This is a genomic window from Nocardia jinanensis (assembly GCF_014645735.1).
In the GTDB taxonomy this organism is placed as follows: Bacteria; Actinomycetota; Actinomycetes; order Mycobacteriales; family Mycobacteriaceae; genus Nocardia; species Nocardia jinanensis.
Map to the genome: position 1 here is coordinate 72290 of NZ_BMMH01000018.1, position 17378 is coordinate 89667.

Consider the following 17378-nt stretch of genomic DNA (forward strand, 5'->3'; position numbering starts at 1 on the left):
CGGGCCAGAGGCGAAACGGGCGGTGATCGTGGGCGCGGGTATAGCCGGGCTGGCGGCGGCGTTGCGGATGCACCGGGAAGGCTGGGATGTCGTCGTGCTCGAGCGGGCCCCCGCGCGGCGCAGCAGCGGCTACCTGCTGAACCTGCACGGGCCCGGATACGACGCCGCCGAGCGGCTCGGCCTGCTGCCCGCGCTCGTTCCACGGGATATCGGATTCTTCACGTCGGTTCTCGTGCACGCCGACGGCCGGGAGAAGTTCACCGTGCCCGCCGCCGTCGCGCAGGCGGCGGTGGGAAACCGGGCGCTGAGCCTCTTCCGTGGCGATCTGGAGTCCGCGCTGTACGACGTGGTGGCCGCTCACGCCGATATCCGGTTCGCCACCACAGTGCAGGCGGTGACCCAGCAAACCGATGCGGTCGAGGTCGCGCTGAGTGACGGCACGCACCTGCGGGCCGACCTGCTCATCGGCGCCGACGGCGTGCACTCCCGGATCCGCGAACTCGTTTTCGGCCCCGAAGCCGACTATCTGGTGGAACTGGATCACATGGTGGGCGCTTTCCCGCTCGATACCGTTCCCGCGCATGTTCCCGAAGGCGTCGGCACTACGTTCCTCGGACCCCGGCGCACAGCCGCGGTCATGAACCTGGGCCCGGGCCGATCCTCGGCGTTCTTCACCTACCGCAGCCCCGACTCGTCGGCCGAATCGGCACGCGGCGCCGCGCCCGCGCTCACCGCGGCGTTCGGTGACCTCGGCGGCGGTATCGCCGAGGCACTCCAGCAGCTCGCCGCCGATCCGGCCGACGCCTACTTCGATTCGGTCGGTCAGATCGTCATCGACCGGTGGAGTCACGGCCGGGTAGTACTCCTCGGCGACGCCGCGTGGTGTGTGACCGTATTCGCTGGCTACGGCGCGGCCCTCGCCCTCGACGGCGCGGACCGTCTCGGCGCCGCTGTAGCGGCCCACGGCGACGACCTCGCCGCCGCACTCGATACCTGGGAGCAATCGTTGCGCCCGGAGGTCCGTAAACGACAAGCCCTGGCCCGCAAGGGGATCAGCCGGTTCGCTCCGCCCACCCGTGCGCACGTCTGGGCCGGGGATCTCATGCTGCGCGCCATCCAGCTGCCCGGGTATCCGAGGTCTCGTCCAGCGATCGATCCAGCGCGCGAACAACTGATCGCCACCCGACAAGGAGAAAGGCCCCCGACCAGAACCCAGCTGGTCGGGGGCCTTCCTCGTACGTGCCCTCGGCAGGAATCGAACCTGCGGCCTTCTGCTCCGGAGGCAGACGCTCTATCCCCTGAGCTACGAGGGCGGGGATCCACCCGGCTCGACCGTCAGCCGGTCGATCGGGCGGTCCACAGCGTATCGCATCACCGCCGGTGCGGCCAAAACGAGTGGTGGCGGATCAGTTCAGCGGAAGCGGCCGGCCCCCGCGGGCGGTGAGCATATCGGTGATGAGCCGGGCTTCACCCTGTTGCGCGGCCAGCATCTGCCCGGCCAGGATGCTGATCTCACCGGTTCCGGCGTGTTCGGCGCCGTATTCGAGCATCGGCACCCCGCCCTCGTGGTGGCGGAGCATGAGCTGGAGGAACAGCACATCGAGAGCGGTGCCGCGCGCGTCGCGCAATCGCTGGATATCCTCGGTGCTCGCCATTCCGGGCATGGCGGCCATCGCGCCGGTCTCGTGCATACCGGAGTCGTGGTCGTGGCCGTCGCCGCCGTGCTGATCCGCACTCTGCGCATCGTGCATCCAGCCCATGTAGCCGTCCGTGCCGCGGGCGGGGGCGCCCCACATCTGCAACCAGCCCTGCATCCGGCCGATCTGGCTCTGCTGGGTGGTCAGGATGTCGTAGGCCAGGCGCTGGACCGCCGGATCGGTGGAACCGAGCAGCGCGATCCCGGACATCTCCACGGCCTGGGTGTGATGCGCCGACATATCCTGCGCGAATCCGATATCGACCGGGCCGGGGGCGCTGTCGCCGGAATCGTCCGGCGACAGCAGCACACCCGCTCCGAACCCGATCACGAGCAGCGCGATCGCGGCGATGATCAGCAGCGGAGTGCGCTGACCGCGTAATTGGGCGCGCAGACCGGATTCGGGGCGGGGTTCGGCCTCGGAGGTGTCCGCGTCCGGCATTACTGTCCGGCTCCGGGCGCCTGCTGGTCGGGCAGCGTGCCGGGCATCCCCGGAATCGCCGGGATACCACCCGGCAACCCTCCGGGCAGACCGCCGGGCGCGCCCGTACCGCCGAGCTCGCCCTGATCGGGCTGCAGGCCGGCGCCGTCCATCGGCACGGCGTCGGGACCCGGTTCACTCGGGTCGTAGGGCGGCGGGTTCTGGGTATCGAAGGCGACGGTCGCGCAGTCGGCGCCGACCTCGGGGTAGGCGAAGTTGTTCAGGCGCAACGCCGTGATGAACTGGCCGACCCGCTCGTCGTCGGCGCTGTTCACCGTGAGCTGATGGCCCCAGGACTGCAGCGAGACCGGCGCTTCCTGGTCGGGATGCGGCGACATGAGCATGTACTGCTCACCCTCGACCTTCTTCTTCAGCGTGTCGACACCGGACTGGTCGACCTTGTCCGGGTTGTAGGTGATCCACACGGCACCGTGCTCCAGCGAGTGCACCGCGTTCTCGTCGCGCAGCGCCTTGTCGTAGACGGTGCCCATGCAGTTGGCCCACGAGGCGTCGTGCGGGCCGCCGAACGGCGGGGTCTGGTCGTAGGCCACCCGCTGGGTCCCGTCGATATGCAGACCGGCCGGGTACTCCTTTTTGACCACGCCCTGGATCTGGTCGGAGGGATCCTGTTTCTGCTCCGACGGGGTGAATTTCTCCAGGGCTGCCTTCTCCTGATACTTGGGCACCAGGTTCACCGCCAGCGCCGCGACCAGTCCGACCAGCAGCACCACCGCGCCGATGGTGAGCCAGGGGATTCGCTGTGTGATCGGGGGTTTGCCCTTGTTCTTACCGCCGCTCGCGCGGGCACCCGCGACTTTGCCCGCCGCCTGCACGGCCTTCGCCGATTTGGCGCTCGTCCTGTTCGGCATACCGGTCCCAGCTTCTTTCCACGTTGTTGAACAGTGTCCAGTGGGTGCAGTCGGACGAGGCCCGTCCACAGTCCGCGCGCGGCCGAAGCATAGGCGGAGGTGCGCCTGGCTGCGGTGCCCACTCGCGGCGTGCACCCACTCGGACCATAGGATAGAGACTCGTGACTCCAGCCGACCTTGCAGATCTCCTTCACGCCACCGCGGCGAAGGTCCTCGCCGAACGTGGACTGGATGCCTCGGTGCTGCCCGGCACGGTCGATGTGGAGCGTCCGCGGAACCCGGAGCACGGTGACTACAGCACCAATGTAGCGATGAAGGTCGCGAAGAAGGCCGGCACCAATCCGCGGGATCTGGCGGGCTGGCTCGCCACGGCGTTGAGCGATACCGAGGCCGTCGCTTCCGCGGAGGTCGCCGGGCCGGGGTTCCTGAACATCCGGGTGGCCGCGTCCGCGCAGGGTGCGGTGCTCGATCAGGTACACGCGGCCGGAGCGGACTACGGTACCGGGGCCGCCCTCAGCGGGACCAAGATCAACCTGGAGTTCGTCTCCGCCAACCCGACCGGCCCGGTACATCTGGGCGGGACCCGCTGGGCGGCGGTCGGCGACGCCCTGGGCCGGATCCTCGCCGCGCAGGGCGCCGAGGTCACCCGCGAGTACTACTTCAACGATCACGGCGGGCAGATCACCCGGTTCGCCGAATCGCTGGTCGCGGCCGCCACCGGCGCGCCCACCCCGGAGAACGGGTACGCGGGCGCCTATATCGGTGAGATCGCCGACCGGATCGTCGCCGCCCATCCCGGTGCGGCCGAACTCGACCCCGAAAAGCGGCTGGAACTGTTCCGCGCCGAGGGCGTGGAACAGATGTTCGCGCACATCAAGAAGACGCTGCACGAATTCGGCACCGATTTCGATGTGTATTTCAACGAGAGTTCGCTGTTCGCCTCGGGCGCGGTGGAACGCGCGGTGGAAACCCTGAAGAATTCCGGTGACCTGTACTCCAAGGACGGCGCCTGGTGGATCGCCAGCTCCGAATACGGTGACGATCAGGATCGGGTCGTCATCAAGAGCGATGGAAATGCCGCCTATATCGCCGGGGATATCGCCTATCTGCAGGACAAGAGGGCGCGCGGTTTCGATCTGTGCATCTATATGCTCGGCGCCGACCATCACGGCTACATCGGCCGGTTGAAGGCCGCGGCCGCCGCGTTCGGTGACGATCCCGACAGCGTCGAGGTACTCATCGGTCAGATGGTGAACCTGCTGCGCGACGGGGTGGCGGTGCGGATGAGCAAACGCGCCGGCACCGTGGTCACACTCGACGATCTGGTCGAGGCCATCGGTGTCGATGCCGCCCGGTACTCGCTGGTGCGCAGTTCGGTGAACTCGAGCATCGATATCGATCTGGACCTGTGGGCCAAACAGGACAGCGTGAACCCGGTGTACTACGTGCAGTACGCCCACGCCCGCGCCGCGTCCATCGCGCGCAATGCCGCCGAATTCGAATACGACACGGTGACACCGGATTTCGCCCTCCTCGATTCGGAGTTCGAGGGTGCGCTCATCCGCACGGTCGGTGAGTTCCCCCGGGTGGTGGCGAGTGCGGCGACGCTGCGCGAACCGCACCGCATCGCCCGGTACCTGGAGGAACTCGCCGGTGCCTACCACCCGTTCCAGACCAACAAGGCCCTGCGCGTACTGCCGTTGGGTGACGAACCCGTCTCACCGGTCAACGCCGCCCGCCTGGTGCTGGTGAACGCCACCCGTCAGGTGCTGGCCAACGGCCTGGCTCTGCTCGGCGTCACCGCCCCGGAGCGCATGTGACCGCGTCCCGAAATCGCATCGACCGACTGTTCCGGCAGTGGACGAGGAAGGAAGAACGATGAGTGTCCATCCCGCCGGGCCCCGGCACGCCGAGATGCCGCATGCCCCGAGCCTGCCGGAACGCCCGGCCGACCCGCGGCAGTTGATCGACCTGCCCGCGCAGGTGTGGCCGCGCAACGCCACCCGCGGCGCCGACGATGTGGTCCGATTGGCGGGGGTGCCGGTCACCGAACTCGCCGCACAGTTCGGCACACCGCTGTTCGTGGTGGACGAGGACGATTTCCGGTCCCGCTGCCGCGATATGGTGCGCGCGTTCGGATCGGATTCGCGAGTCCACTACGCCTCCAAGGCTTTCCTGTGCGGGGAGATCGCGCGCTGGATCCGTGACGAAGGGCTCTCGCTGGACGTGTGCTCCGGCGGTGAACTGGCCGTGGCACTGCACGCGGGCTTCCCCGCCGGACGTATCGCCCTGCACGGCAACAACAAATCGGTGGCCGAGCTGGAAGCCGCGGTCGCGGCCGGAGTGGGCCATGTGGTGGTCGATTCGCTGATCGAGATCGAGCGGCTCGAAGCCGTCGCCGGAGCGGCCGGGGTGGTGCAGGACGTCCTGGTCCGCGTCACCGTCGGCGTGGAGGCGCACACCCACGAATACATCTCCACCGCGCACGAGGATCAGAAATTCGGTTTCTCCATTTCCGGCGGCGACGCCATGGAAGCGCTGGCCCGGGTATTCGAGGCCGATAATCTGCGGCTGGTGGGATTGCACAGCCATATCGGATCGCAGATTTTCGAAATCGACGGTTTCGAAATCGCCGCGCACCGGATGCTGGGGCTGCTGCGCGAGGCCGTCGACAAATTCGGTGTCGAACGCACCGCGCAGATATCGCTGCTCGATCTCGGCGGCGGTCTCGGTATCTCCTACCTACCCTCCGACGATCCGCCGCCGCTGGACCTGTTCGCCGAGAAACTCCGTGTACTGGTCGCGCGCGAGGCCGAACTCGCCGGGTTGCCCGTCCCACGGATCGCGGTCGAACCGGGCCGTGCCATCGCCGGCCCCGGCACCGTGACCTTGTACGAGGTCGGCACGGTCAAGGATGTCTCGCTCGACGGCGGCCTGCGCCGGCGCTACGTGAGTGTGGACGGCGGGATGAGCGACAATATCCGGCCCGCGCTCTACCAGGCCGATTACCACTGCCAGCTGGTCTCGCGGGGATCGGAGGCCGCGCCGGTGGTCGCTCGCGTGGTCGGAAAGCACTGTGAGAGCGGCGATATCATCATCCGCGACACGTGGATTCCGGCCGATGCCGGCCCCGGCGATCTGATCGCGGTGGCCGGAACCGGTGCCTACTGCTATTCCATGTCGAGCCGGTACAACATGCTGACCCGCCCCGCTGTCGTCGCTGTGAGCGACGGCGCGGCCCGGCTGATCCTGCGCCGGGAAACGGTCGAGGACCTGCTCGGCCTGGAGGTCTGATGGACGCGACGAAAGGGGAGAGCATGTCAGAGGGGGCCGAGGTGGTACCGGGTCGATGGGGTCCGGACCGTCCGATCGGTATCGCGGTACTGGGGATGGGCAATGTCGGCCGCGAGGTCGTCCGGATCCTGCGGGATCACGCCGACGACCTACAGTCGCGGGTAGGCGCGCCGCTGACCCTGCGCGGGGTCGCGGTGCGCAGCCTCGATCGCGACCGCGGTGTACCCGCCGAACTGCTCACCACCGACGCCGAAGCCCTGGTGGCCCGGCCCGATGTCGACCTGGTGGTCGAGGTGATCGGCGGTATCGATCCGGCGCGGAAACTGATCCTGGCCGCGCTGAACGCCGGGAAATCGGTGGTCACCGCCAATAAGGCGCTGCTGGCCGATTACACCGGTGAACTGGCTGCCGCCGCGGAACGCAGCCGCGCCGATCTGTATTTCGAGGCCGCTGTCGCCGGTGCCATCCCCGTGGTGCGGCCGCTGATCCAATCCCTGTCCGGTGACCGGGTCAACCGGGTGGTCGGCATCGTCAACGGCACCACCAACTTCATCCTCTCGGCGATGGACGAGACGGGCGCCGATTACGGCGACACCCTCGCCGAAGCCACCCGCCTCGGATACGCCGAAGCCGATCCGACCGCCGATGTCGAGGGCTACGACGCCGCCGCGAAGGCCGCCATCCTGGCCTCGCTGGCCTTCCACACCCGGGTGACCGCCGCGAACGTGTACCGCCAGGGGATCGCCGCGATCACCTCCGAGGATCTGGAAACGGCGTCCGCGCTGGACTGCACCGTCAAACTGCTGGCCATCTGCGAGCGGGTACCCGCGGGGCCGGGGGGCCCGACCCCGGAAGAAGGCGGTAAGGAACGGGTATCGGTGCGCGTCTATCCGGCGCTGATCCCGCGCAAGCATCCGCTGGCGGCGGTGACCGGAGCGTTCAACGCGGTGGTCGTGGAGGCCGAGAACGCCGGCCGGCTCATGTTCTACGGGCAAGGCGCCGGTGGTGCGCCGACCGCGTCGGCCGTCCTCGGTGACCTGGTCATGGCCGCGCGCAACAAATTCTTCGGTGGCCGCGCGCCCGGGGAATCGGTCTATGCTGAGCTTCCGATCGCGCCGATCGGCGATACACCCACCCGCTATCACGTGAACCTCAAGGTCGAGGACCGTCCCGGTGTGCTGGCGAAGGTGGCGGGCGAATTCTCCCACCACGGGGTGAGCATTTCGACGGTCCGGCAGGAAGGTCACGACGATAAGGCGCGACTGGTGGTCGTGACCCACCTCGCGGCCGAGGCGGCCCTCGCGGAGACCGTCGCCGCACTGTCGGATATGGAATCCGTCACATCTGTCACCAGCGTCCTGAGATTGGAAGGCACCGAGGAATGACGACAGCATCGCGCAGCGATTCCGTGCGGGGCGGCGGCCGGACGACGGGCGGAGCCACCACCGGCATCGCCCCGCAGGCCGGAGTGCACTCCCGCTGGCCCGGGCTCATCGCGGCCTACCGCGATCGGCTCGCGGGTGCCGCCGATTGGGAACCGGTCACCCTGTTCGAAGGCGGGACTCCGCTGGTCCCCGCGCCGTACCTGTCGCGGCTCACCGGCTGTGAGGTGTATCTCAAGGTCGAGGGCGCCAACCCGACGGGTTCGTTCAAGGACCGCGGTATGACCATGGCCATGACCGATGCCAAGTACCGGGGTCAGCAGGCGGTGCTGTGCGCCTCCACCGGTAATACCTCGGCTTCGGCCGCCGCCTACGCGACCCGCGCGGGTATGACCTGCGCGGTGCTGATCCCGCAGGGCAAGATCGCCATGGGCAAACTCGCTCAGGCCGTCATGCTCGGCGCCAAGGTCATCCAGGTCGAGGGCAATTTCGACGACTGTCTGGAACTGGCCCGCAAGGTCACCTCGGACTTCCCGTCCATCGGACTGGTGAACTCGGTGAACCCGGCCCGGATCGAGGGACAGAAGACCGCGTCCTTCGAGATCTGCGATGTGCTCGGCCGGGCGCCCGATGTGCACGCGCTGCCGGTGGGTAACGCCGGCAACATCACCGCCTACTGGCGCGGTTACCGCGAATACCGGGCCGACGGTGTGACCGACTCGCTGCCACGGATGCTGGGTGTACAGGCCGCCGGCGCGGCACCGCTGGTCAACGGCGCCCCGGTCAGCCATCCGGAGACCATCGCGACCGCCATCCGGATCGGTGCGCCCGCCTCCTGGAACGGCGCTGTGGCGGCCAAGGAGGAGTCCGGCGGCGCGTTCCGCGCGGCGACCGACGAGGAGATCCTGCACGCGTACCGTCTGGTCGCGGCGGAAGAGGGCGTTTTCGTGGAGCCCGCGTCCGCGGCGAGTGTCGCCGGTGTTCTGGCCGCCCACACGGAGGGCTGGCTCGAAGCCGGGCAGACGGTGGTCTGCACGGTCACCGGAAACGGTCTCAAGGACCCCGACACCGCCCTCCTCGGCATGCCCGAGGTGCAGGCCATCCAGGTCGACCCGGTGGCCGTGGCCGCCCGACTCGAGCTGGCCTGACGGTGGAAACCCGCGAGAGCCGGCTCATGTCCCCGACCCTGCCCGCCGGTCTCACCGTTTCGGTCCGGGTACCCGCGTCCACCGCGAATCTGGGTCCCGGTTTCGATTCCCTGGGAATGGCGCTGGGTATCTACGACGAGATCGAGGTGCGCAGCACCGAATCCGGGCTGAACATCGAGGTGGAGGGTGAAGGCGCCGACGAGGTGCCCTGGGGGCCACAGCATCTGGTGGTCCGCGCGATCGAACGCGGGCTGGAAGCGGCCGGGATCTGGGCCGACGGCCTGGACGTGGTGTGCCGGAACGCGATTCCGCACTCCCGCGGGCTGGGGTCCTCCGCCTCGGCCGCGGTCGGCGGTCTCGCCGCCGGCTGCGCGCTGGCCGCGCAATTCGACCCGGCCTCGACCGTCGACTCCGACCGACTGGTGCAACTCGCGGCCGAATTCGAAGGGCATCCGGACAACGCGGCCGCCAGCGTGCTCGGCGGAATCGTCGTGTCCTGGACCGAAACCGGTCCCGGCCCGGATACCGATATCGCCGCGCCGCAGCGCCTCTACCGGGCTGTCCGGCTCGACCCGCATCCCACGCTGCGTCCGGTGGTTCTCATCCCGGAGGAGAGATCCTCCACGGCACAGACCCGCGGCCTGCTGCCCGATCTGGTTCCGCACCGCGACGCCGCGTTCAATGTGAGCCGGGCCGCGCTGTCGGTGGTCGCGCTGACCCAGCGCCCCGACCTGTTGCTCCCGGCCACCGCGGACCGACTGCACCAGACGCAGCGCGCCCCCGCGCTGCCGCTCACCACCGCCTGGATCGAGCGTTTGCGGGCCCACGGGATCGCGGCCACGGTCTCCGGCGCCGGGCCCACTGTGCTAGCGCTCGTGACCAGCGTTTTTCCGGAAGAACTCCGGAAGTTGGCCGCCGCGGACGGCCTCCGGGTCGTCGAACCGGGGCTCTCCGAGGGCGTCCAGATCAGCTGACGGGCGCGTCCGCCTTGCCGTCCTTCGTACTTGCCCGCTATCCTGGGCAAGTCCGTACATCGCGCGCATCAGACGCCGGTGCTTCATCAGGGCAATCGCTCCAGCAGGCTCCAGGCTCGAGCCCTCATGCCATGGGGGTGCCGCGCAGCCTCGCAACTGGAATGATCTCTTCCACCTTTTTCAGCGGTGGCGAAGCACCCGGTCCCGGAGGGGCAGGCGATACGGCTACAAATCCGAGTCCGGCAGCGAGATCGGACTTCGGAACGAAACCCTCGACACAGCACACGGCCATCGAGGGAAGGAAAGGATCTCCGTGACAGATACGGACCTGCTCGCGACACCCGGGGTGGAATCCGACTCCGAACCCTCGGGCAACCGCGAAAGTGACTCCGGACAGATTTCTTCGAAGATGAGCGAAAATACCGACATCGGATCGGGGCTGACTGGAATGTTGTTGCCGCAGTTGCGCGCACTGGCAGGGGAACTCGGAATTCGGGGCACCTCCGGTATGCGTAAGGGTGATCTCATCGCTGCCATCAAGGAAAACCAGGCCGGCAGACCCGCCGCCGCGGAGCGCAGCACCCGCGCGAAGGCTGTCAAAGAACGTAAAACCGCAGACCAGCCTACCGAGGCCGGGACCGCGGCGCCTGCCGTCGAGGCCGCGCCCGCCGCCGCGTCGGCTCCGGCGGTCGACGTGCCCGCCGCTGATACCGCCGCGAAAAAGGATTCGGCGGCCGCGGACAAGGGCAAGGCCAACCAGGCCGCTACCAATGGCACGGCCACTGCCAACGGCACCGCAGGCAGCGCCGCGGACACCGAATCCGGCGCCAGGACCGAGGGCAGAGCCGATAACAAGTCGTCCGAGGGGTCCGAGGATTCGGGCCGGGATTCCGGCCAGCGTGGCCGGGGCCGCCAGCGCCGTGGCCGGGATCAGCAGCCCAAGAACGGCGAGCCCGCCGGTGAGGACGCCAAGCAGGACGGTGCCAAGCAGGACGGTGCCAAGCAGGACGGTGCCAAGCAGGACGGCGCCAAGCAGGACGGCGAACAGGGCGAACGTCGCCGCGATCGCAACCAGTCCGGCCAGCAGGGCCAGGGTGGCGATCAGCGCGGCTCCGGTGGCAACCGGGACCGCGGTGGCGACCGGGGTGGCGACGACGAAGAAGGCGGCCGTGGCCGCCGCGGCCGTCGGTTCCGCGAACGCCGCCGGGGTCGCGAACGCGAGGGTGGCGGTGCCGAGGCGCGTGAGCCCGAGATCCGCGAAGACGATGTGCTCCAGCCGGTCGCGGGCATCCTCGACGTGCTGGACAACTACGCGTTCGTGCGCACCTCCGGCTACCTGGCCGGCCCGAACGACGTCTACGTCTCGATGAACCTCGTGCGCAAGAACGGCCTGCGCCGCGGTGACGCGATCACCGGTGCGGTCCGCGCTCCGCGCGATGGGGAGCAGAGCAATCAGCGGCAGAAATTCGATCCGCTGGTGCGGCTGGACACCGTCAACGGGGCCGAAATCGATTCGGCCAAGCGCCGCCCCGATTTCAACAAGCTGACCCCGCTGTACCCCAACCAGCGGCTGCGCCTGGAAACCCAGCAGAACAAGCTGACCACCCGGGTGATCGATCTGATCATGCCGATCGGTAAGGGGCAGCGCGCGCTGATCGTGTCCCCGCCGAAAGCCGGTAAGACCACGATCATGCAGGACATCGCCAACGCGATCGCGATCAACAACCCCGAGTGCTACCTCATGGTCGTACTGGTCGACGAGCGTCCCGAAGAGGTCACCGATATGCAGCGTTCGGTGAAGGGCGAGGTCATCGCCTCGACCTTCGACCGGCCGCCGTCCGATCACACCTCGGTCGCCGAACTGGCCATCGAACGGGCCAAGCGCCTGGTCGAAATGGGCAAGGACGTCGTGGTGCTGCTCGATTCGATCACCCGGCTCGGCCGCGCGTACAACAACTCCTCGCCGGCGTCCGGGCGCATCTTGTCCGGTGGTGTCGACTCCACCGCGCTGTACCCGCCCAAGCGGTTCCTCGGCGCGGCGCGCAATATCGAGAACGGTGGTTCGCTCACCATCATCGCCACCGCCATGGTGGAAACCGGTTCGACCGGTGACACGGTGATCTTCGAGGAGTTCAAGGGCACCGGTAACGCCGAGCTCAAACTCGACCGCAAGATCGCCGAACGGCGTGTGTTCCCCGCGGTGGACGTCAATCCGTCCGGTACCCGTAAGGACGAGCTGCTGCTCAACGCGGACGAGGCCGCGGTCCTGCACAAACTGCGCCGTGTCCTGTCCGGTCTGGACTCGCACCAGGCGATCGACCTGCTGATCGACCGCCTGCGCAAGAGTAAGAACAACCTCGAGTTCCTGATGCAGGTCTCCAAGACCGCACCGGGTGCGCTGGACGAATGAGTGAACGGGGTTCGCCGCCACGGCGAACCCCGGCTCCGCTCCGAGGGCCCGGTTACGGACTGTCTGCACAGCCCGTGACCGGGCCCTGTTCCGTTCGGCTGGTCCGGGCGTGTTCCCTTTCTCGCCCGCACCGGAGGCGCCGAAATAAACACAGCAGGAGGCGCGTTACAGCTGGCGCAGGTGGTTCTGGCATACTGGGCCGCCGTGCGTCTGCGATTCGCGCAGACAATCCCGCCTGAAGTCGGTTCCGGTTCACGTTCGACGTAAATGCCTCGAGCGACCCGGCGACCAATATCGAGAGGACACCCATGAAGGCAGGAATTCACCCGACCTACGTCGACACCACGGTGGTCTGCGGTTGCGGTAATACCTTCCAGACCCGCTCCACCAAGGAATCGGGACACATCACCGTCGAGGTCTGCTCGCAGTGCCACCCGTTCTACACCGGCAAGCAGAAGATCCTGGACACCGGTGGTCGTGTGGCGCGCTTCGAGGCCCGCTACGGCAAGCGTGCCAAGAAAGCCGACGCCAACTAGCTCTCCGCACAGCGCCCGGCCCTGCCTTTTCGCAGGTCGGGCGCTGTGTTTATTTGTGGCGCCTCCGGCGCCACGGGGTCGGGCCCTGTTAACCCCGGTTCTTCACTCCTTCGCTCAGTCGCTGCGCTCCTTCGCTACGTCGCTCCAGAACCGGGGCGGGCCCGACCACTGAGGTGGGCGATCCGGAGGAGGGGAAGGGTCCGGGAATCAGGGGTGCCCAGCTCGGAAGTCATGCTCAGGTGCTTCGGCCTTCGGGGGCCGATCGAGTACATATGCTCAGCACCTTCGGAATCAGTTGCTTGTAGGAGCTTCGTATGGCCGAGAAAACCGCACCGTCAGCGATCGACGATGTGCTGGCCGAATACGCCGGACTGGAAACGCAGCTATCGGACCCGTCCCTGCACAACGACCCGGATGCCGCACGACGGGTCGGGAAGCGGTTCGCCGAACTGGCTCCGGTGATGACCACCTACAAGAAACTCTCCGCCACCCGCGACGATCTCGAGGCTGCCCGGGAACTGGCTGCCGACGATGCGGCGTTCGCGGCCGAGGTCCCCGGACTCGAGGAACAACTCGAAGAACTCGAGAAGCAGCTCGCCGATCTGCTCGCCCCCCGCGACCCGCACGACGGCGACGATGTGGTGCTGGAAGTGAAATCCGGTGAAGGCGGCGAAGAATCGGCACTGTTCGCCGCCGACCTGGCCCGCATGTACGTCCGGTACGCGGAACGTCGTGGCTGGAAGGTCGAGATCCTCGACGCGGCCGTCTCCGACCTCGGCGGCTACAAAGAAGCGACGTTGTCCATCAAGAGCCGCGACGCCGCCCGCGACGGTGTGTGGTCGCGCTTCAAATTCGAAGGCGGAGTCCACCGGGTGCAGCGGGTGCCGGTCACCGAATCCCAGGGCCGGGTCCACACCTCGGCCGCCGGTGTCCTCATCTATCCCGAACCCGACGAGGTCGAGGCGGTGCAGATCGATGAAACCGATCTGCGCATCGACGTCTACCGCTCCTCGGGCAAAGGCGGCCAGGGCGTCAACACCACCGACTCCGCGGTCCGGATCACCCACCTCCCCTCGGGAATCGTCGTCACCTGCCAGAACGAACGCTCCCAACTCCAGAACAAGGCCCGCGCCATGCAGGTCCTGGCGGCGCGCCTGCAGGCCCTCGCCGAAGAACAGGCGGAACAGGAAGCAGCGGAAGGCCGGGCCGGTCAGATCCGGACGGTGGATCGCTCCGAACGCATCCGCACCTACAACTTCCCGGAGAACCGCATCGCCGACCACCGCATCGGCTACAAGGCGCACAACCTGGACGCAGTCCTGAACGGCGAAATGGACGCCCTGCTGGATGCCCTCGCCACCGCCGACCGCGCCGCCCGCATGGCCGAGTAATCCGCGGCGCCTTCGGCGCCGCGGGGCGGGGCCCTATCAACCCCGGTTCTTCACTCCTTCGCTCAGTCGCTGTGCTCCTTCGCTACGTCGCTCCAGAACCGGGGCGGGCCCGACCTTGAATGCGGACTATCGGGGGTAGATGGAAGGTGGGGTGGACGTGCGTTTCGATCGCCTGGGCGGGTTACCGATTCTGTAAGCGCCGACGGCCGCCGGGCTATCGGCGGTCGGCTGTACGCGCACGCGATCGGTCGCTGCGTTCCTTGGCCTTGTTGCTCGAGAACCCCGGCGATCTCCACGCACTCCGCTCGCCCCCCGGAGCGGTTCGGTATGCACAATGTGCGAGTGACCCGTGTTCAGCTCCGCCCCGTGCTCGCCGAGGCGATCGAAAACCTCCACGCGGCCGGTGTGCCCAGCCCCAGGGCGGACGCGGAGCATCTCGCCGCGTACGTAATGGGCGTGGAGCGTTCGCGTCTGCTACTCAGTCCACTGATCGGGCCGGAGCAATTGCAGGAGTATCGAGCCCTGGTGGCACGCCGTGCCCAGCGGATCCCTCTGCAGCATCTGACCGGGCGTTCTTTCATGGGCGAGATCGATCTCGAAGTCGGTCCCGGGGTTTTCGTTCCGCGCCCGGAGACCGAGCTCCTCTTCGCATGGGCGCTCGCGCACCTCGAGGCGGTACGGCACGACCACACACCGGTGGTGGTGGATCTGTGCACCGGTTCGGGTGCGCTGGCGCTCGCACTGGCGCACGCGCGTCCCGACGCCGATGTGCACGCGGTGGAACTGGACCCCGATGCGCTGGGCTGGACGCGCCGCAATGCTGAACAGCGCGCCGCGGCCGGTGACACCCCCATCGTCCTGCACCACGATGATGTCACCGACCCGTATCTGCTCACCGAACTCGACGGTTTCGTCGATCTCGTCGTCGCGAACCCGCCCTACATTCCGGACGGCGCCGAACTGTCCCCGGAGGTCGCCGACCACGATCCCCATCGCGCTCTCTTCGGCGGCCCCGACGGGCTGGAGGTGATCCGCCCACTTGTTCCACTCATCGGCCGGCTGCTGCGGCCGGGCGGGGGAGCGGCGATCGAGCACGATGACAGTAACGGCGGCGAACTCGCGGGTCTGCTCGCGGCCGACGGGCGGTTCACCCGAACAGTCGAACACTCCGACCTGGCCGGCAAACCGCGATTCGTCACGGCACTGCGCACGGACTGACGGCGCGATACGCCACACTGCGAGCTCCCTTTCGTCCGCCCCGCCGGAGGCGGGGCCATATCACAGCCCATACCATGGTCGGCGTGAGTACCGTCTACGACTGCGCCGATCCCGACTCGCGCGCCGCCGGCCTGGCCGCGGCGACCAGTGCTCTGAGATCGGGGCGGTTGGTCGTTGTGCCCACCGACACCGTCTACGGTCTGGCTGCCGACGCGTTCGATTCGGCCGCTGTGTCGTCGTTGCTGGCGGCGAAGGGGCGGGGGCGGGATATGCCCGTTCCGGTGCTGGTCGGTTCGTGGAACACGATCGATGGGCTGGTGTTCTCGGTGCGGCCGCAGGCCCGGGAACTGATCCGGGCTTTCTGGCCCGGTGGGTTGAGTATCGTTGTGCAGCAGGCGCCTTCGCTGTCCTGGGATCTCGGTGACGCGCGTGGCACGGTGATGTTGCGGATGCCGCTGCATCCGGTGGCGCTGGAACTGTTGCAGGAAATCGGGCCACTGGCGGTGTCCAGCGCGAATATTTCCGGCCGGCCCGCTGCCGAGAATGTGACCCAGGCGCGGGAACAGCTCGCGTCCCAGGTGGGTGTGTATCTGGACGGCGGCCCCGCCCAGCACGCCACTGCCTCCACCATTGTCGATCTCACCGCTGATCAGCCGCGGATTCTGCGGGTGGGTGCGGTGCCGATTGAGGCGGTCGCCGAAGTGCTGGGAGTCGTCCCCGAGGATCTGATCGGGTCCGTCGCGCGGTGAATGTACCGATTTCGATGAAGGTACGGGCAGTCTCCCCGATCGCGGAACGGTGGTCGGCGCGATGACCGGTTACGGTGCGGTTGTCCCGCTACGCGAGCTCCTCTTGGTGCTGTTGATCTCAGCGGTGGTGACCTTCTTGTCCACCGGCGGGATCCGCACGCTGGCGATCGGGTTCGGCGCGGTGGCCATTCCGCGTGATCGTGATGTGCATGTGAAACCGATTCCCCGGATGGGCGGGGTGGGGATGTATATCGGCGTGGTGGCGGCCGTATTGTTCGCCCATCAGTTGCCGGCGCTGCGTCGTGGGTTCGACTACCGGCCCGATATCGCCGCGGTGCTGGTCGCGGCGACCATCCTCGTCGGGGTGGGCATCGTGGACGATCGGTGGGGGCTGGACGCGCTCACCAAATTCGCAGGTCAAGTCACCGCCGCTGGAGTGATGGCGGTGATGGGGCTGGGCTGGTATCTGATCTACAACCCGTTCAACAACAGCACCGTCGTGCTCGACGGGTTGCAGGGCGGTCTGGTCACGGTCGCGGTCGCGGTCACGCTGATCAACGCCATGAACTTCGTGGACGGCCTGGACGGGCTGGCCGCCGGGCTGGGTCTGATCGCCTCGTTCGCGGTGTTCGCTTTCGCGGTGGGCCTGCTCACCGAGCAGGGCGGTTCGGTGGACAGCTATCCGCCGGCCCTGCTGGCCGCGGCCATGGCCGGGGCCTGTCTCGGGTTCCTGCCGCACAATTTCTCGCCGGCGCGGATCTTCATGGGCGATTCGGGGTCCATGCTGATCGGGCTGGTACTGGCGGCCGTATCGACCAGTGCCTCCGGCCGGATCCCCCTGCAGGGCTACGGTCCGCGCGATATCGTCGGCCTGCTCTCGCCGTTGCTGCTGGTCGGCGCGGTGATGTTCATCCCGGTACTGGATCTGCTGCTGGCGATCGTGCGCCGGGTGCGGGCGGGAGTCAGTTTCTCCACTCCCGACAAGATGCATCTGCACCACCGGCTGTTGCAGATCGGGCATTCGCAGCGCCGGGTCGTGCTGGTGATCTATCTGTGGGTCGGCATCCTCGCCTTCGGCGCGGTCGGGACCTCGGTGATGGATCGCCGGGTGGTGGTGCTGATGATGGCGGCCGGTTTGCTGTTCGCCCTGGTCGTGACCGCTGTTCCGGGTCTGTGGCGGCGGCAGGCACGGCGGGACGCGGCGGGCTCGGGTTCCGAGTCCGGGTAGAG

The 17378-nt window shown here is 67.9% G+C and carries 13 protein-coding genes, 1 tRNA gene and 1 pseudogene; 12 read left to right on the top strand and 3 right to left on the bottom strand.

The window, feature by feature from the left end; translation table 11 throughout:
* Window positions 1-28: 28 nt before the first annotated feature.
* A pseudogene (locus tag IEY68_RS37205) lies at window positions 29-955 on the top strand (FAD-dependent monooxygenase); the annotation flags it as partial.
* A gap of 285 nt (window positions 956-1240) precedes the next feature.
* On the opposite strand, the gene IEY68_RS28875 reads toward IEY68_RS37205, so the two are convergent.
* From IEY68_RS28875 to IEY68_RS28885, 3 genes are all read right to left on the bottom strand, one after another.
* Window positions 1241-1313: transfer RNA gene (locus IEY68_RS28875), tRNA-Arg, on the bottom strand.
* 93 nt (window positions 1314-1406) lie between these two features.
* Window positions 1407-2138 carry a DUF305 domain-containing protein gene (locus IEY68_RS28880; protein ID WP_082681347.1) on the bottom strand — a complete coding sequence of 244 codons (732 nt, stop codon included), beginning with the start codon at window positions 2136-2138 and terminating at the stop codon, window positions 1407-1409.
* On the bottom strand, window positions 2138-3046 hold the full coding sequence (locus IEY68_RS28885; RefSeq protein ID WP_058854891.1) for a thioredoxin-like domain-containing protein: 909 nt from the start codon (window positions 3044-3046) through the stop codon (window positions 2138-2140). Before IEY68_RS28885 ends, IEY68_RS28880 begins: the two co-directional genes overlap by 1 nt.
* A gap of 161 nt (window positions 3047-3207) precedes the next feature.
* On the opposite strand from IEY68_RS28885, the gene argS reads away from it, so the two are divergent.
* The 11 genes from argS (at window position 3208) to IEY68_RS28940 (ending at window position 17376) form a co-directional block, all read left to right on the top strand.
* Complete coding sequence (gene argS, locus IEY68_RS28890; protein WP_058854890.1) at window positions 3208-4866, top strand: arginine--tRNA ligase; 1659 nt, start codon at window positions 3208-3210, stop codon at window positions 4864-4866.
* A gap of 58 nt (window positions 4867-4924) precedes the next feature.
* Window positions 4925-6340: a diaminopimelate decarboxylase gene (gene lysA / locus IEY68_RS28895; RefSeq protein WP_058854889.1), complete on the top strand. Its 1416-nt coding sequence runs from the start codon at window positions 4925-4927 to the stop codon at window positions 6338-6340.
* 23 nt (window positions 6341-6363) lie between these two features.
* Entirely contained in the window at window positions 6364-7725 is a 1362-nt protein-coding gene (locus IEY68_RS28900) for a homoserine dehydrogenase (RefSeq protein WP_058854911.1), read from the top strand.
* 83 nt (window positions 7726-7808) lie between these two features.
* On the top strand, window positions 7809-8870 hold the full coding sequence (gene thrC, locus IEY68_RS28905; protein ID WP_058854910.1) for a threonine synthase: 1062 nt from the start codon (window positions 7809-7811) through the stop codon (window positions 8868-8870).
* Window positions 8871-8896: 26 nt separating this feature from the next.
* Entirely contained in the window at window positions 8897-9844 is a 948-nt protein-coding gene (gene thrB / locus IEY68_RS28910) for a homoserine kinase (protein ID WP_058854909.1), read from the top strand.
* Between the two features lie 313 nt (window positions 9845-10157).
* Window positions 10158-12254, top strand: coding sequence for a transcription termination factor Rho (rho, locus tag IEY68_RS28915; RefSeq protein WP_058854888.1), 2097 nt, complete (start codon window positions 10158-10160; stop codon window positions 12252-12254).
* Window positions 12255-12562: 308 nt separating this feature from the next.
* Window positions 12563-12790, top strand: coding sequence for a 50S ribosomal protein L31 (rpmE, locus tag IEY68_RS28920; RefSeq protein WP_058854887.1), 228 nt, complete (start codon window positions 12563-12565; stop codon window positions 12788-12790).
* A 314-nt stretch (window positions 12791-13104) separates the two neighbouring features.
* Complete coding sequence (gene prfA / locus IEY68_RS28925) at window positions 13105-14181, top strand: peptide chain release factor 1 (RefSeq protein WP_058854886.1); 1077 nt, start codon at window positions 13105-13107, stop codon at window positions 14179-14181.
* A gap of 342 nt (window positions 14182-14523) precedes the next feature.
* The gene (gene prmC / locus IEY68_RS28930) at window positions 14524-15399 is read left to right on the top strand and encodes a peptide chain release factor N(5)-glutamine methyltransferase (protein ID WP_058854908.1); all 876 of its coding nucleotides are present in this window, start codon (window positions 14524-14526) and stop codon (window positions 15397-15399) included.
* An 83-nt stretch (window positions 15400-15482) separates the two neighbouring features.
* Window positions 15483-16148 carry an L-threonylcarbamoyladenylate synthase gene (locus IEY68_RS28935; protein WP_058854907.1) on the top strand — a complete coding sequence of 222 codons (666 nt, stop codon included), beginning with the start codon at window positions 15483-15485 and terminating at the stop codon, window positions 16146-16148.
* Between the two features lie 61 nt (window positions 16149-16209).
* Complete coding sequence (locus tag IEY68_RS28940) at window positions 16210-17376, top strand: MraY family glycosyltransferase (protein WP_058854906.1); 1167 nt, start codon at window positions 16210-16212, stop codon at window positions 17374-17376.
* Window positions 17377-17378: the final 2 nt, after the last annotated feature.

Excerpts from the sequence above, each read along its gene's own strand:
- thrB (WP_058854909.1), top strand. The coding sequence starts at position 8,897 with ATGTCCCCGACCCTGCCCGCCGGTCTCACCGTTTCGGTCCGGGTACCC.
- IEY68_RS28885 (WP_058854891.1), bottom strand. The coding sequence starts at position 3,046 with ATGCCGAACAGGACGAGCGCCAAATCGGCGAAGGCCGTGCAGGCGGCG.
- prfA (WP_058854886.1), top strand. The coding sequence starts at position 13,105 with ATGGCCGAGAAAACCGCACCGTCAGCGATCGACGATGTGCTGGCCGAA.
- lysA (WP_058854889.1), top strand. The coding sequence starts at position 4,925 with ATGAGTGTCCATCCCGCCGGGCCCCGGCACGCCGAGATGCCGCATGCC.
- IEY68_RS28940 (WP_058854906.1), top strand. The coding sequence starts at position 16,210 with ATGACCGGTTACGGTGCGGTTGTCCCGCTACGCGAGCTCCTCTTGGTG.
- rpmE (WP_058854887.1), top strand. The coding sequence starts at position 12,563 with ATGAAGGCAGGAATTCACCCGACCTACGTCGACACCACGGTGGTCTGC.
- IEY68_RS28880 (WP_082681347.1), bottom strand. The coding sequence starts at position 2,138 with ATGCCGGACGCGGACACCTCCGAGGCCGAACCCCGCCCCGAATCCGGT.
- IEY68_RS28900 (WP_058854911.1), top strand. The coding sequence starts at position 6,364 with ATGTCAGAGGGGGCCGAGGTGGTACCGGGTCGATGGGGTCCGGACCGT.